Origin of the sequence: Comamonas sp. 17RB, from assembly GCF_030056555.1 — a bacterium.
GTDB classification, from domain to species: Bacteria; Pseudomonadota; Gammaproteobacteria; order Burkholderiales; family Burkholderiaceae_C; genus Comamonas; species Comamonas terrigena.
The window spans coordinates 204317-217087 of sequence record NZ_JASHHY010000005.1 but is presented as its reverse complement, the minus strand read 5'-3'; the positions used below and the strand labels follow the sequence as shown (position 1 = coordinate 217087).

The 12771-nt window shown below is 65.0% G+C and carries 12 protein-coding genes and 1 pseudogene; 4 read left to right on the top strand and 9 right to left on the bottom strand.

The genetic code is table 11. The features are described 5' to 3' along the window. Positions 1-46: 46 nt before the first annotated feature. Positions 47-178: pseudogene (locus QM470_RS21480) on the bottom strand (ESPR domain-containing protein); the annotation flags it as partial. A 359-nt stretch (positions 179-537) separates the two neighbouring features. Here QM470_RS21480 and QM470_RS11130 point away from each other — a divergent pair. The 3 genes from QM470_RS11130 to QM470_RS11120 all read left to right on the top strand — a co-directional run bounded on the left by QM470_RS11130 (position 538) and on the right by QM470_RS11120 (position 2729). Next, a complete protein-coding gene (locus QM470_RS11130; RefSeq protein WP_283339305.1) occupies positions 538-792 on the top strand; it encodes a hypothetical protein in 255 nt (84 codons plus the stop codon). Between the two features lie 439 nt (positions 793-1231). Continuing rightward, positions 1232-2173, top strand: coding sequence for a peptidylprolyl isomerase (locus QM470_RS11125; protein ID WP_283339304.1), 942 nt, complete (start codon positions 1232-1234; stop codon positions 2171-2173). Positions 2174-2219: 46 nt separating this feature from the next. Then, positions 2220-2729 (top strand): YbjN domain-containing protein, encoded by a 510-nt coding sequence (locus QM470_RS11120; protein WP_283339303.1) that lies wholly within the window; start codon positions 2220-2222, stop codon positions 2727-2729. Between the two features lie 248 nt (positions 2730-2977). Here the strand turns inward: QM470_RS11120 and QM470_RS11115 are convergent, their stop codons facing one another. The 6 genes from QM470_RS11115 to QM470_RS11090 all read right to left on the bottom strand — a co-directional run bounded on the left by QM470_RS11115 (position 2978) and on the right by QM470_RS11090 (position 9717). Beyond that, entirely contained in the window at positions 2978-3811 is an 834-nt protein-coding gene (locus QM470_RS11115) for an ABC transporter ATP-binding protein (protein WP_283339302.1), read from the bottom strand. 2 nt (positions 3812-3813) lie between these two features. Beyond that, positions 3814-4848: a FecCD family ABC transporter permease gene (locus QM470_RS11110; protein WP_283339301.1), complete on the bottom strand. Its 1035-nt coding sequence runs from the start codon at positions 4846-4848 to the stop codon at positions 3814-3816. A gap of 155 nt (positions 4849-5003) precedes the next feature. Continuing rightward, a complete protein-coding gene (locus tag QM470_RS11105) occupies positions 5004-6110 on the bottom strand; it encodes an iron ABC transporter substrate-binding protein (protein ID WP_283339300.1) in 1107 nt (368 codons plus the stop codon). Further along, complete coding sequence (locus tag QM470_RS11100; RefSeq protein WP_283339299.1) at positions 6107-6817, bottom strand: DUF2478 domain-containing protein; 711 nt, start codon at positions 6815-6817, stop codon at positions 6107-6109. Before QM470_RS11100 ends, QM470_RS11105 begins: the two co-directional genes overlap by 4 nt. 12 nt (positions 6818-6829) lie before the next feature. Then, the gene (locus QM470_RS11095) at positions 6830-7600 is read right to left on the bottom strand and encodes an ABC transporter substrate-binding protein (RefSeq protein ID WP_283339298.1); all 771 of its coding nucleotides are present in this window, start codon (positions 7598-7600) and stop codon (positions 6830-6832) included. Between the two features lie 149 nt (positions 7601-7749). Next, positions 7750-9717 carry a TonB-dependent receptor plug domain-containing protein gene (locus tag QM470_RS11090; protein ID WP_283339384.1) on the bottom strand — a complete coding sequence of 656 codons (1968 nt, stop codon included), beginning with the start codon at positions 9715-9717 and terminating at the stop codon, positions 7750-7752. A 452-nt stretch (positions 9718-10169) separates the two neighbouring features. On the opposite strand from QM470_RS11090, the gene QM470_RS11085 reads away from it, so the two are divergent. Next, positions 10170-10571 carry a DUF1090 domain-containing protein gene (locus QM470_RS11085; RefSeq protein ID WP_283339297.1) on the top strand — a complete coding sequence of 134 codons (402 nt, stop codon included), beginning with the start codon at positions 10170-10172 and terminating at the stop codon, positions 10569-10571. 351 nt (positions 10572-10922) lie between these two features. Here the strand turns inward: QM470_RS11085 and QM470_RS11080 are convergent, their stop codons facing one another. After that, positions 10923-11549 (bottom strand): flavodoxin, encoded by a 627-nt coding sequence (locus QM470_RS11080; RefSeq protein WP_283339296.1) that lies wholly within the window; start codon positions 11547-11549, stop codon positions 10923-10925. Positions 11550-11625: 76 nt separating this feature from the next. Beyond that, the gene (locus QM470_RS11075; protein WP_502846834.1) at positions 11626-12726 is read right to left on the bottom strand and encodes an alpha/beta hydrolase; all 1101 of its coding nucleotides are present in this window, start codon (positions 12724-12726) and stop codon (positions 11626-11628) included. Positions 12727-12771: the final 45 nt, after the last annotated feature.

The window sequence follows — 12771 nt, the reverse complement described above, 5'->3', positions numbered from 1 at the left end:
AGGCCACGCCCCCCCACGCCAGTGCAACGGCCTGCACACAACGCCGCAAGCGTGGCAGACGGCGTTGCGCGCCGGAGGCATTGCCTCTTCCTGACGAACCACCGCTGCGCGCAATCTCTGGAGCCGCCACCCAACTGTCCAAAGCCGCATTCCAGATCGTGCGATAAGTGTGATTCATCTTTTGTCTCCTCCCGATTCAGATTGGCAAAGCGCTGCAGAGGGCCTGCAGCGCTTTCTGACCTATGGATCGATGGCGGACCTGCTGTGACTGGCAACCGTTCAACCGAACGGATGGCTCACTTGGGGAAAATCACACGAAGAAACTGCAAGAACGATGGATGAGCAGGTCCACCTGCTGCTCTGTACTGCGTTGCAGCACAAACTGGATGGCACGGAATCAATGACGTTGAAACAAAAGCATAGAGACCAGAATCATTTTGTCTAGGCAAACTGGCCGGAAACGGGGCCGAAATAGGCGGCAATCGATGAACGGTACCGATGCGCTATGGGCCGGCGATTTCTGTGAAGTGCCCGGCCATGGAGATGCTGCAGCGCACATTAATCACTGCGACAGGCGTGCTGTTTCGTGAGCATCGCCGCGGCATCCCGAGCACCCTGCGGACCTACCGCAGAACCGCGCGGTTTCATCTGCAGCAACTGCATGTGAAATCGCCGTGGGTCGCAAACGGAATGCGTATGCGGAATAACGACAGCAAGCGACTGGATCAACCGACCATCGACCCATCGATTCAGAATGCACCAGACTGTGCTGAGAAAGAAACGACCACTTAGAGCCGCTAACACGCCTCAGTAAACCGCAGGTTTGCGTTTAAGACGAGGCACGAAGCCGCTGACAGTACCAAAGTACGACAAGGCGAAGCAACGACGTATCAAGGGCTGTGTTCGCGGCTCTTAGCCGGCAGCTTTATGCACCTCCCGACGCAGCGCACCCGGATGTTCCGGGTGCCAAGTGGCCGGGCATCGCGCCAGCGATTACCTGTAAGATGCAATTTACAAGTTGCATCCATCTGTGCACCATCGCATCGTGTGTTGTCAACGTGAGGCAATAAGAGACGGTTCGCCCCCTCGATTTGGCCTGCAGAGAAATATCCAAATACTTCGTGTCGGCACAACCGGTGCTTGCATGGCGCCGCAATCACCCGGTATGTGCCTGGATGATTGGGCTGCCTGCCGGGCACAGCGTGCACATACTCCAAATGAAAGGAAACTCATGACATCTCTGACCCGCCGCAACGGATTCAGCACATTGGGTTTGGCACTGGCCGTGTTGATGGGCAGCGGCACTCTGGTGCAGGCGGCCACACCGGCGGCAAAGTCGTCCGAGCCTGCCGTGGCCACGCTGGGCGCCATCCATATTTCTTCTGCCGAAGTCCAGCAGCTCTTGCGTGCCATGCCCGAGAGCGAGCGCGCCAAGGTCAAGAGCAACCGAGAGGGGTTGGAGAACTGGCTGCGCCAACGCCTGGCCGGCGAGGCCGTGCTGCAAGAGGCCCAGCAAAAGAAATGGGCAGAACGCCCGGAGGTGCGGGCACGCATTGATGCGGCCGTCAAGGACGTGACGGCCCGTGTCGTGAGCAGCAGCTACCTGGAGTCGATCGTGAAGCTGCCTGCGGGTTTCCCCAGCGATGCCGAGATCAGCGCCGCCTACGAACGCGCCAAGCCCCAGCTCAACATGGCGGCGACCTACCGGGTAGCGCAGATCTTTCTGCCCGTGACGCCCGATGCGGATGCCGCCGCCATTGCTGCCGTACGCACCAGGGCCGCCGAGCTGGCCGTGCAAGCGCGCACCGGTGACTTTGCAGCGTTGGCCAAAGCCCACTCGCAAGATGCGGCCAGCGCGGCCCAGGGCGGTGAAGTCGGCAATCTGCCACTGGCGCAGCTGCTGCCGGAGACCCGCGAAGTGGTGGCCACGATGCAGCCCAACCAGATCAGCGATCCCGTGCGCTCCACCGCCGGCTTCCACGTGCTCAAGCTGCTGTCCAGCCAAACTGCGCGCCCGGCCACCCTGGAAGAAGCCAAGCCCATGCTGCAGGCAGCCTTGCGCGAGCAGCGCCAGCAGGAACTCATCAACGCCCATCTCAGCAAGCTGGCGCCCTCTTCCAGCGTGAGCATCGACAAGGCTGCGCTGGATGCCGCGCTGCAAAAAGTCAACTGACCGCCACTGAAACGCCACCATTCCCTTCACCGACAAGGAGCCGACTGTGAGCACCAACAAATCCACCCCAGCGACCACACTCCCCACTGGAGAACTGCTGTTCTCGATGAACGCCGACCAGGTGGCAGAGGCCATCAAGGCATCGGGCTGCGCGGTCACTGCCGTCAACGACAACGGCGTGGTGCGCCTGCACAGCGCCAGCCAGGGCATCGGCTTCCAGGTGATGTGGGGCAATGCGCTGCGCGAAGGCGAATATGTAGACCTGACCTTGAGCTGCCCGCTGCGGGTGCAAGGCGGCACATTGCCCGAGGGATTGCTGGGTGAGTGGCATCGCACCAAGCGCTTTGTGCGCGCTTCCCAGCATGGCGACTTTGTGGTGCTGGAGATGGACATTCTGGCCGCAGGCGGCATCGCCCCGCAGCATCTGGCCATGATGGTGCAGCTGTGGAGCCAGATGATGGGCCAGTTCTTCCAGCATGTGCGCACTTACGCCGCCCAGGCGGGTGCACAGCAACCCGCCCAAAGCACACAGCAAGAGGCGACGGCGGAAGCGTGAGCCGGCGCCGCCCAGGTGAGCGGCATGGCGTGCTCGGCGCCCTCTGAGCGGGGATAGGCTCATGCCCGCCATGGGTGGCGGCGATAGCGTCTATCTATCCCTGCGGAGCCTGCGGATCCAGGCCCTGCACGACAAGGGCTGCCGATGTTGCGCAACGCAGCAGCAACACGGCAGTACCCACCACAGAGACTGCGCCTGCCGCATCAAGATTTCGTGCCCGCACGGCACCGACAGGTGCAGCAGTCCCTTCAGAGCGTGGCCTGCTGCCGCTGCCCGATGCCCATCGCAAAATGGGCAGCAATGGCCGCTTCGCTGACGCCGTACAGCCGGGCCAGGGCTGCGGGTGTGGCGATAGCGCCCGGTGCACCGCAGGCAATGAGCCTGCCTTCTCCCAGCAGCGCCACACGGTCTCCGGCGCGCAGCGCGTGTTCGGGCTGGTGGGTCGACATCAACACGGCCATGCCGTGTTCGCGCAGCGTTGCGATCCGCTCCAGCACCCGGATCTGGTTGCCAAAATCCAGGCTGGCGGTCGGCTCATCCATCACCAGCAGCGCGGGCTCCTGCGCCAGCGCACGGGCAATCAGCACCAGTTGGCGCTCGCCCCCGCTCAGCTCCGTGAAGCTGCGCTGTGCCAGGTGTGCCATGCCCAGCTGCTCCAGGCATTGCAGGGCCACGCTGCGGTCGCGCGATCCCGGTTGGGCCAGAGCGGGCAGGCGTGCGGCACGGCCCATCAGCACCATGTCCAGCACGGCAAATGGAAAGGCCCCCGCCTGTGCCTGGGGCACGTAGCCCACCTGGCGCGCAAACTCGGCCCGTGGCCAGGCGTGCACCGGCTGGCCCTGCACCAGGACCTGTCCGCCCAAGGGCGGCAGCAGTCCCAGCACGGTGCGAAACAGCGTGGTCTTGCCGCAGCCGTTGGGGCCCAGCAGGCACAGCACTTCGCCAGCGGCGATCTCCAGATCGAGCGCCTGGCCCACGGTGCGACGGCCATGGCCGATGCACAGCTGCCGCAGTTGCAGCACCGGGGAAGGAGTGGAAGGTGCGGAAGGTGCGGAAGATGTAGAAGTTGCGGCATCGGCCATGTTCACTGCCCTCCCCCCTGGCGGCCGGTGCGGGCCAGCAGGTACAGAAAGAACGGCGCACCGACCAGCGAGGTCAGAATGCCCAGCGGCAGCTCGATGCGCGCCACGCTGCGGGCCAGGGTGTCGGCCGCCACGACAAAGCCGGCGCCCAGCAGCACCGAAGCGGGCAGCAGCCGCACAAAATTGGGCCCCACCAGCAGGCGCGCAACATGCGGCACCACCAGGCCGACCCAGCCGATGATGCCCGCCAGCGACACTGCGGCTGCGGTACCCAGCGTGGCGCTGGCCACCAGCAGCAGGCGCAGGGTGCGCACCGACACGCCCAGCGACAGCGCTTCCTCATCGGGCAGGCCCAGCAGATTGATACGCCAGCGCAGCAGCGCCATGGGCACCAGCGCCAGCAGCATGACGGGCACGGTGGCCCCCACATCCTGCAAGGTGACCGCACTCATGCCACCCATGAGCCAGAAGGTGATGGAGGGCAGCTGGGTGTTGGGATCGGCCAGCGTCTTGATCAGTGCAATGCCCGCCCCCAGCAGCGCCCCCAGGGCAATGCCCGCCAGTACCAGCACCAGCACCGGGTCATGCCTGCGTACGCTGGTGCTGATGAGCACCACCACCGCCACGGCAGCCAGTCCGCCGGCAAAGGCCAGCAGTTGCACCACCGCCATGGAGAAGCCCCAGAAAATGCCCACCACGGCGCCCAGCCCGGCACCGGCAGACACACCCAGAATGTCCGGCGACACCAGCGGATTGCGGAACATGCCCTGGTAGGCAGCGCCTGCCGCCGCCAGCACGGCCCCCACAGCCACACCGGCGGCAATGCGCGGCATGCGGATGTTCCACAGCACGGTTTCGGCATTGCCCGGCAAGGGTGATGCGCTGCCCCCGACTTTGGCGTACAGCGACTGCCACACCTGCGCGGGCGTCAGCGGGAACTGCCCGACGCCCAGCGCCCACAGCAATACCAGGATCAGCAGCGCCAACCCCAGTCCCCAGCCGCCTATGCAGCCCAGCCGCGCCATCACGCGCTGCATGGACGGCCTTTTCGGCGGACCGCAGCGCTGCCAGCGCTGGGGCACACAGGGTTCCCTGGCCTGCGTGGCGTCAGCGCCCGAAGCACGCTGCGCAGGCCGCGCAGACCATGCAGGCCAAGGCCGTTGAGCAGCAATTCGGTCTCCATGGCCACCACTCAACGCGCTGAAGCCAGAAGGCTTTGCAGCTGTTCAGAACGCAGGCTGGCGCCATAGAACAGCGCATAGAACTGTTGCACCGCCTGTGCCAGCGGTGGCAAGCCCCGCAGTGCGGGGTGCTGCGGGTGCAGCTTTTCCAGCAGCCAGCGCACGCCGATCAGACGGTTCACGCTGGGCGGGCCGTCCAGCCAGCCAAAGGGCAACACCGGGGCGCAGTGGACACGGCCGCTGCGCACGGCGCTGACGCCGCGCCACAGCGGGTCCCGAAGCACCCGCTCGGCAAAGTCCGCTTCCTGGGTGACGATCACCTGCGGATCCCAGGCCAGTATCTGTTCCATGGACACCCGCGTCAGACCACCTCGCCCGGCATCGGCCGCGACATTGTGGCCGCCGGCAAAGTCCACCACTTCCACATTGATGGAACCGGCCAGGCCGGTTTCCAGACCGTTGGTGCTGCGCCCCATGTACACGCGCGGCCGGTCGGCAGAGGCCAGACTGTCGGTGATGCGCCGGGCCAGCTGGATCACGCTGTCGGCGTACTGCGCCAGGGTTTCGCCACGCGCCGCCACCCCCAGCAGGGCCGCAACCTCGCGCAGCTGCCGTGCATGGTCGGGCAGGGTGCCGTTCACCAGCACGCAGGGCAGCCCGGTCTGGCGTGCCAGCCGTTCGGTGGAGGAGACATAGGTGGCATCTGCCGTGCCCGCATCCAGCACCAGATCGGGTTGCAGCGCCAGCAGCGCTTCCAGCGGCATGGTGCTTCCCCGGCCGGACAGGCGACCCAGGTGGGGCAGTGCCTGCAGTGCCGGCCCCAGATAGGAGCGTGCGGTATCACCGAGCTGCATGGGCCAGCCCAGCAGCAGCTGCGGTGCCAGTGCCGCCACCAGCACGCCGGACGGCGGGCCTGCCGCAAACACCCGGCGCACACGGTCCGGCGCGGGCATGGCACCAAAGCGTGCGGCAATCGTGCTGGTGGGTGCCGCCGCATGGGCAGGACTCCACAGCGGGAAAGATGCCAACGGTGTCAGAGGTGCCAACAGGGCCGAAGCCCCGCAGGCCCCCATGCCGCCCAGCCAGCGCCTGCGCGCCGGGTTGTGGGGTGCATTCATGGTGCATGCTCCTGCAGGGCCGCGGCAGGGCGTGCAGTCGGCACGGAATATTGTGCTGGTATGGCCGCTGCGCCAAGCGCGGCGGATGGGAATGCTTCGCCCGCTTCTGCAACTGCGGCGGCTGCACCCGGTGCACCCGGAGTAGCAGGGGCCTGCGGCAGTTGCTGCAGACACCACTCCAGCAATTGCGCTGCATCCGCTGGCAGGCTGGCGTGCATGCCACCGGTGAACCGCTGCCAGTCGACCGTGTGGCGAGCCGCCACCGCCGTGAGTACGGGGATGCCTGCGTCCACAAAGGCTGCAAATTCGTTGGCAAAGCCGCGGCCTGCGGCCTCCACCTGGCCAAAGCGGTTGATGACCACCAGATCCACGGCATCGGCCAGGCACTGCCGCAACACGCGGCTGGCCTGTGCCAGTGCCTGGGGATTGAGGCTGCAGGCCTGCGAGGCCGCGCCCAGGTCCTGCGTCAGCTCGAACTGCTGCGCCGAGCGCAGATCCAGCAGCTGCATGCGCTTGTTGCCGTTGGGGTACTGGTCCATGCGGTGCACCAGCCCCCCTACCCGCCAGCCGCGTTGCTGCAGGCTGCGGGCCGTGGCTTCCAGCAGGGCCTCCATGTCCAGCTGGTCATCGGGATGCACCAGCGCGGCCAGAGGCAGCATGGCATGGGCAGAGCGCGCATCGGCGGAGGGAGTGTCGGCAATGGTCATGGCAACAAAGAATCAACGTTCATCGGCAGCCGTCCATACGGGCGTGCTGTCGCGGGCAAAAACCCAGGGCCCCTGGGCCGCGTGGTTGGCCTGCGCCAGCGCCTGCTGTCCTGCAACAGACAGCAGGTAGTCTGCCAGCTGCTGTGCAGCTGCGCGCTGCGGTGCAGTGGCCGGATGGCGCGGCCCCGGTGTCAACACCACATAAGGCCGGCGCATCTGCGGGTCGCCCTGCAGCAACAGTTCCACACCGGGTGCGCCCATCTTGCCAAAGTGCAGCGGGATATGCCCCACCACGGCATAGGCCTGCAGCTCGGCGGCCAGCTGCAGCACCGCCTGCGGGCGCGGGCTGGTGTCGGCACGCAGCCAGCGGGCATCCGGCCGAATGCCTGCCTGCCGCCACAGACGCTGCACCACGGTATAGCTGCCGGGATCGCGCAGCGCAATGAAGGGAGAGCGGGTATCGGCAATGCGCCGCAGGGCATCCTGCCCATTGAGGGCCTGGCGCACACCCGCCGGGTCCTGCGCAGGCCCGGCAATCACATGCTGGTTCCAGCCCCACACCCGGGCAGCTGCAGCCAGACCGCTGGCTTCCAGCGACATGGCTTCGTCGCTGGCGTGGATCAGCAGCAGTTGCGCATCGCCGCGCGCAAATGCGGGCACCACACCCTCCTTGGGCGCGGCCGTGACGGTCTGCACCGGCAGGCCCAGTGCGCGGCTGGCCGCATCGGCCACATGCGGCCAGATGCCGCACAGCACCAGGCCGCCCACGGCTGCTACCTGCACAGCGGGCTGTTCCTGCGCTTGCGGCTGTTCGGACGCCTGCGCCGGCATGGCCCATGCGGAGACCCCACCGGCAGCAGCAGCCCCGGCCCACACAGGCGCTGCCAAACGCGTCAGCACTGTGCGGCGGCTGCATCCCGGGGCCATGGCCATCAGAAGCGGTAGCCCACGTTCACATACAGGCTGCGACCAGGCATGGGCAGGCCGTCAGACAGCTGGTACCACTTGTCCCCCAGATTGGCCACGCCAAAGTCCACCGTGGTGTCGGGGCGCGGCAGATAACGGGCGCGCAGATGGGCCACGCCATAGCCGGCCATCTGGTAGACCTGCGACTGCCCGCTGGCCGACAGCGGCACCTGGCGGCCCTGCTCGGCCTCGACTTCGGCACGCAGCTGCCATTGCGCCGTCGGGTTCCATTGCAGGCCGGCATACACGCGCTGGCGCGGGGTGTCGGTCAGGGTGATGCTGCGGTCGCTGAGATTGGTACGGTCCAGGTAGGTGTAGCTGGCGTGGGCGCTCCAGGCGGCAGAGAGCTTTTGCACCAGCGAGAGTTCCAGCCCCAGATTCCGCGTGCGCCCCACGTTCTGTGCCTGGTTGCAGGTGGTTCCGCCGCAGGCGGTGGAATCCACCACCATGGTCTGGATCTGGTCACGCACACGGCTGTAGAACACGGCGGCCTGGCCCTTGCCGCCTTGCCACGGCGTGCCGTTCCAGCCCAGCTCCAGATGGTTGGCGGCTTCGGCCTTCAGGTCCGGATTGGCCAGGGCGGTGCCCATGCGGGCCGAATAGCGATCCTTGATGGTGGGAAAGCGCGTCTTGTGCGATGCGATCACATAGACCTCGTCGCCCTGGGGCGTGAGGGCATAGCTGAGCTTGGCCAGTGCGTTCGTGGCACTGGTGGAGCCTGTGGGCCAGAGGTAGACCTCCTTGGCGTCGCGCTTGTCGTGGCTGACACCCACATTCAGGCGCCAGCGCTCACCCAGCGTGATGGTGTCTTCTGCCACCAGCGAGGTGGTCACATCGCGGTAGTGCTTCTGCGGGTCCTTGCCGGACGCCGCATCCGTGTGCTCGTCCTGCTTGTAATGCGCGGCAAACCGCAGCTCGTGGTTTTTCAGGCTGTAGTTGGCCCATTCCACGCTGGCGCCCTTGCTCACATCCTTGTAGCTGCTGGTGGGGTCGTGCTGGGTATAGGACGCGTCCTTGTAGATGTCCAGACCGTTCTCGTACGTGTCATGGTAGAGGCGGGTCTTGACCACGTTGTCACTGCCCAGGCGTGTGGTGCTGAGGAAGTAAATGCTGTCCTTGTCCCAGTACGGCCAGCGCCAGTTGCGCACTGCGCTCTTTTGTGTCGACGTTCCGGTATAGACCGGGTTGCCTTTCTCGCCTTCCTGGCGCACATAGCCCAGGGCGTATTCATCGGTGGCGTTGGGGGTGAAGCCCAGCTTGAACGACAGCCGCTTGTCCGTGCGGTAGGCATTTTCGCGGTAGTCACCGGTATCGGTGGGCACCTTCTTGTAGTCCTTGAAACCTTTGGGCAGCGCAAAGGTCTCGGCATCCAGATAGGACGCACCGACCTGGTAGTACCAGGTGCCCTGGTTGCCGCCCAGATTGACCGCCGCCTTGCGGGACTGGCCGGTGCCCATGCCCAGGCGTGCATCGCCTTCGAAGGCCTTGACCGGCTTGCGCGTGACCAGATTGACTGCGCCGCCCAGGGTGTTGGGGCCGTACAGCAAAGAAGCGCCCGACTTGGCCACGGTGATCTCCGACAGATCGAAGGTGGTGAAACGGCCGAAGTCCACATAGCCGTCGTAGGGCACATACAGGGGAATGCCGTCCACATAGACGGGCACCTGGCGGGAATCGAAGCCACGCAGAGACAGCATTTCCTCATTGCGGTTGTTGCGCGTCAGGCTGACCCCGGGCAGCAGGCGCACCGCATCCGCCACGGTGTCGGCATTGGCCTGTTCCATCTCTGCACTGCCGATGCGCTGCACATCGCCCAGACCCGTGTCGGCCTGGCGGCTGCCGCTGACTTCCACAGTGCCCAAAGTGAACACCTGCTGGCCGGCCTTGGTTTCAGCCCCCGTATCGGCGCCTGGCACCGTCTGGGCCACCGCCATCCCGAAGGGAGTGATCGCCAAAGCGGCCCAAAGCCAGGGCGATGTGCGGACAAAGTGGGGAGAAGAACGGGAAGGCTGTGGGTTGCGGTGTGGCATCAATGTTCTGGCACCCGGGCTGCACCTTTCGCAGCCGCAGTGCTTTTTGGAGAGCAAAAAGAGCGGGGATTCTATCGTTCGCTATTCACAAATGGAATAACGCTTTTACACGAAAAATACACCGCCATTGATGTAAATCAACACATCGCAGGCAAAGCGCTTTACCGCATTCGTGCCGCTCCGCACTTCCCTGGTCTGTATCCAGATCACCAGAATGTGGCGACGCTCGCCTGGCCGGTGTGGGGCATGCACAGGCGTGCGCTCCGCGGAGCGCCGCAGCGGGCATGCGGCAATAGCTGGCAACGCTGCCCGCTATTGCGGCATCATGGGCAGATCAACTTCTGGAGATACGGCCCATGCGCACTTCTGCCACATTGATTGCCATTGCAATGTCCGCCCTGGCCTCCCAAGCCGTTCTGGCGCAACCAGCACCACCGGCATCACCGGTGCATGCCACATGCGAAAGCAAGCGGGCAGAGATTGCACGCGATATCGAGCATGCCAAGGCCAAGGGCCAGTCCCACCGTGTGCGCGGCCTGGAAAAAGCGCTGCGCGAAAACCAGGAGCATTGCAGCGACGCCAAACTTGCGCAGGAACATGCCGCCAAGATTGCCGCGCAGGAACGCAAGGTGCAGGAGCGCCAGCGCGAGCTGGACGAGGCACGGGAAAAAGGCAAACCCAGCAAGATCGCAGACCGTGAAGCCAAGCTGGCCAAGGAAAGGGCCGAACTGGAAAGGCTGCGCCAAGGGGCGCACTGAGTGGGAGGGGCCTTTACGGCATGGGAGGACTTTGCCATGCAACCGACCATGCCAAGGCTTGGCATGGCCGCGGCTGCGATGCCTGTGAAAGATGGCAGGCAAGCAGGCGGGCCCCTGCCGACATCGGCGCTGCCATGGCTGATGTCTGCAGTCTGTTGATTGCGATCAACTCGAAATGCCGTGCCCTACCACCCAGGCGGGATTCGCAGCCAACGCAGGCAGGACTGTCCAAAAGACTGGCGTGGTTGAATCGAAGCGTGCACGGACATGCGAGCGCAAGGGTCGCTCACATCGACTGCCCATGGACCGGCCCGGCGCCCTATTCCCTTGCTGAGCCGACTCGGCCCCAGTTCACCGCCTGATTGGCTGATGGTCAACGCCTGGCCAAGCGCCCCTCTCGGCCGACTGCAGCCACGCGTTGACCTGGTTCATCGTGGCGCGCTCCTGATCCGCTTCCATTGAGAACCCTTGCTGGAGCCGCGACTTCGGTGCGGCGCGGGCCAGCACCGCGCGGCTGTTGCCGAGCCCATAGCCCCCATGCGTGATGAAGGGGACCAATACCTTGCCCGAGAGATCGTGTGCAGACAGAAATGTGCGCACCACAGGGGGCACCGTCTCGCCCCAGATGGGGAATCCCAGGAAGACCGTCTCATGGCGTGCGATGTCCGACACCTTGCTGGCCAGAGCGCGCTCGCGGCCGCTGTCACGCTCCTGCCGTGCTTGCTCCACCGTGGCCAGATAGTCGTCAGGGTACGGCCGGGCGGGCAGCATCTCGAACAGGTCCGCCCCCAGCGCCCGGTGGATCAGGCCTGCGACCACCCGGGTATTGCCGGACCGCGAGAAATAGGCCACCAGGGTGGTCGATGGTTGCCGCTTCCTGGGAGCCTGCGGCGCCGTAGAAGCAGCGCCACCTGCGAGCGGCAGCGCTGCCATGGCAGCCATCACGGACCGGCGCACGGAGTCTGTGCTCGATGACATGGGCTCGTCCTGAATGAAGAGTGGTGCGCGCGGCCCGTGGCGTAGTGAAGTGAGGCTTCACCAGCGTGGACTGGGTTCACAGATGCTTGCTGTAGAACGGCGTCAACTTGGCCACCACGGCTTCCACATACCTGGGCACCCAGTACGTCTCGATGTGCGTGGCACCGTCAACGATGAACAACTCCTTGTTCCTGGCACCGGTCGCCTTGGCAAATGCCGCCTCGGTCATGTAAAGGCTGTCGGCCTTGCTTCCAGCAATCATCAGCAGTGGTTGTTCAATCAACTCGATCTGGTCCGTGGCATCCCAGCGCATCAGGTCCAGCAGGCTGCTTGTCGTGTATTTGAATGTCGAGCCTGGGTGTGCGTGGGTGCGCCAGTAGTACTCGTAGCCTTGCCGGTACATCTCGAACGGCAGCGCGGCGATTTGCGCATCCGTCATGTCGGCGTCGCCGGAGTACAGAATCTTGCCGCCGGCCGCCTGCTGAGCCCGAGCGTCCGAGGCCTGCTTCAGACGCTGCTGGACCGTGGCGAGCTGCGAATCGGCAAAGCCATTGCGACGGACACGCCCGGAGTTGAACATGCTCAGTGTTGCCACGGACTTGAAGCGTTTGTCGGTCTTTGCTGCCGCCAGGGAATAGCCTCCCCCACCGCAGATGCCAAGCAGGCCAATGCGCTGCGCATCAACCCCGGCGTAGGTGGCGATGAAATCCGCCATGCCGTGGATGTCCTCAATCCGGTTCGCGGGCGTGTCCACGGAGCGCGGCAGCCCGCCGCTTCCTCCCTGGTAAGCGGCATCCGCAGCAATCGTCACGTAGCCCTGTTCGGCCAAGCGCTGTGCATACAACCCTGCGGTTTGCTCTTTCACGCCACCGTTGGGGTGGGCGATGACCACCGCAGGGTATCTCTTTGCGGGGTCGAAGTTCGCCGGTGTGTAGACATTCGCGACGATCTCCACGCCGTGAAGCGGGTACTTCACCGGATGGATATGGACCTTGCCCGGCTCGTTGGCCGTGATGGCATCCCCGTACACCAGTGTGAAAGGGTTCTTCTTGTAGTCGGCGGCGGCGGCAGATGTCGCAAGGGTCATGGCTGAAACTCCCAGGGTTGCGGCGGAAATGGCGAGTGCGGAGGTTCCGAGGAACTCACGGCGCTTCAGGCCAACGGCTTCATGGATCATGTGGACTCCGATCTTTCTAAGGGGTGGGCAGGTTCAGTGCGGCCA

Coding starts and splice junctions, on each gene's coding strand:
- QM470_RS11130 (WP_283339305.1), top strand. CDS start 538: ATGGAGATGCTGCAGCGCACATTAATCACTGCGACAGGCGTGCTGTTT.
- QM470_RS11125 (WP_283339304.1), top strand. CDS start 1,232: ATGACATCTCTGACCCGCCGCAACGGATTCAGCACATTGGGTTTGGCA.
- QM470_RS11115 (WP_283339302.1), bottom strand. CDS start 3,811: ATGGCCGATGCCGCAACTTCTACATCTTCCGCACCTTCCGCACCTTCC.
- QM470_RS11110 (WP_283339301.1), bottom strand. CDS start 4,848: ATGCAGCGCGTGATGGCGCGGCTGGGCTGCATAGGCGGCTGGGGACTG.
- QM470_RS11105 (WP_283339300.1), bottom strand. CDS start 6,110: ATGAATGCACCCCACAACCCGGCGCGCAGGCGCTGGCTGGGCGGCATG.
- QM470_RS11100 (WP_283339299.1), bottom strand. CDS start 6,817: ATGACCATTGCCGACACTCCCTCCGCCGATGCGCGCTCTGCCCATGCC.
- QM470_RS11090 (WP_283339384.1), bottom strand. CDS start 9,717: ATGGCGGTGGCCCAGACGGTGCCAGGCGCCGATACGGGGGCTGAAACC.
- QM470_RS11085 (WP_283339297.1), top strand. CDS start 10,170: ATGCGCACTTCTGCCACATTGATTGCCATTGCAATGTCCGCCCTGGCC.
- QM470_RS11080 (WP_283339296.1), bottom strand. CDS start 11,549: ATGTCATCGAGCACAGACTCCGTGCGCCGGTCCGTGATGGCTGCCATG.
- QM470_RS11075 (WP_502846834.1), bottom strand. CDS start 12,726: ATGATCCATGAAGCCGTTGGCCTGAAGCGCCGTGAGTTCCTCGGAACC.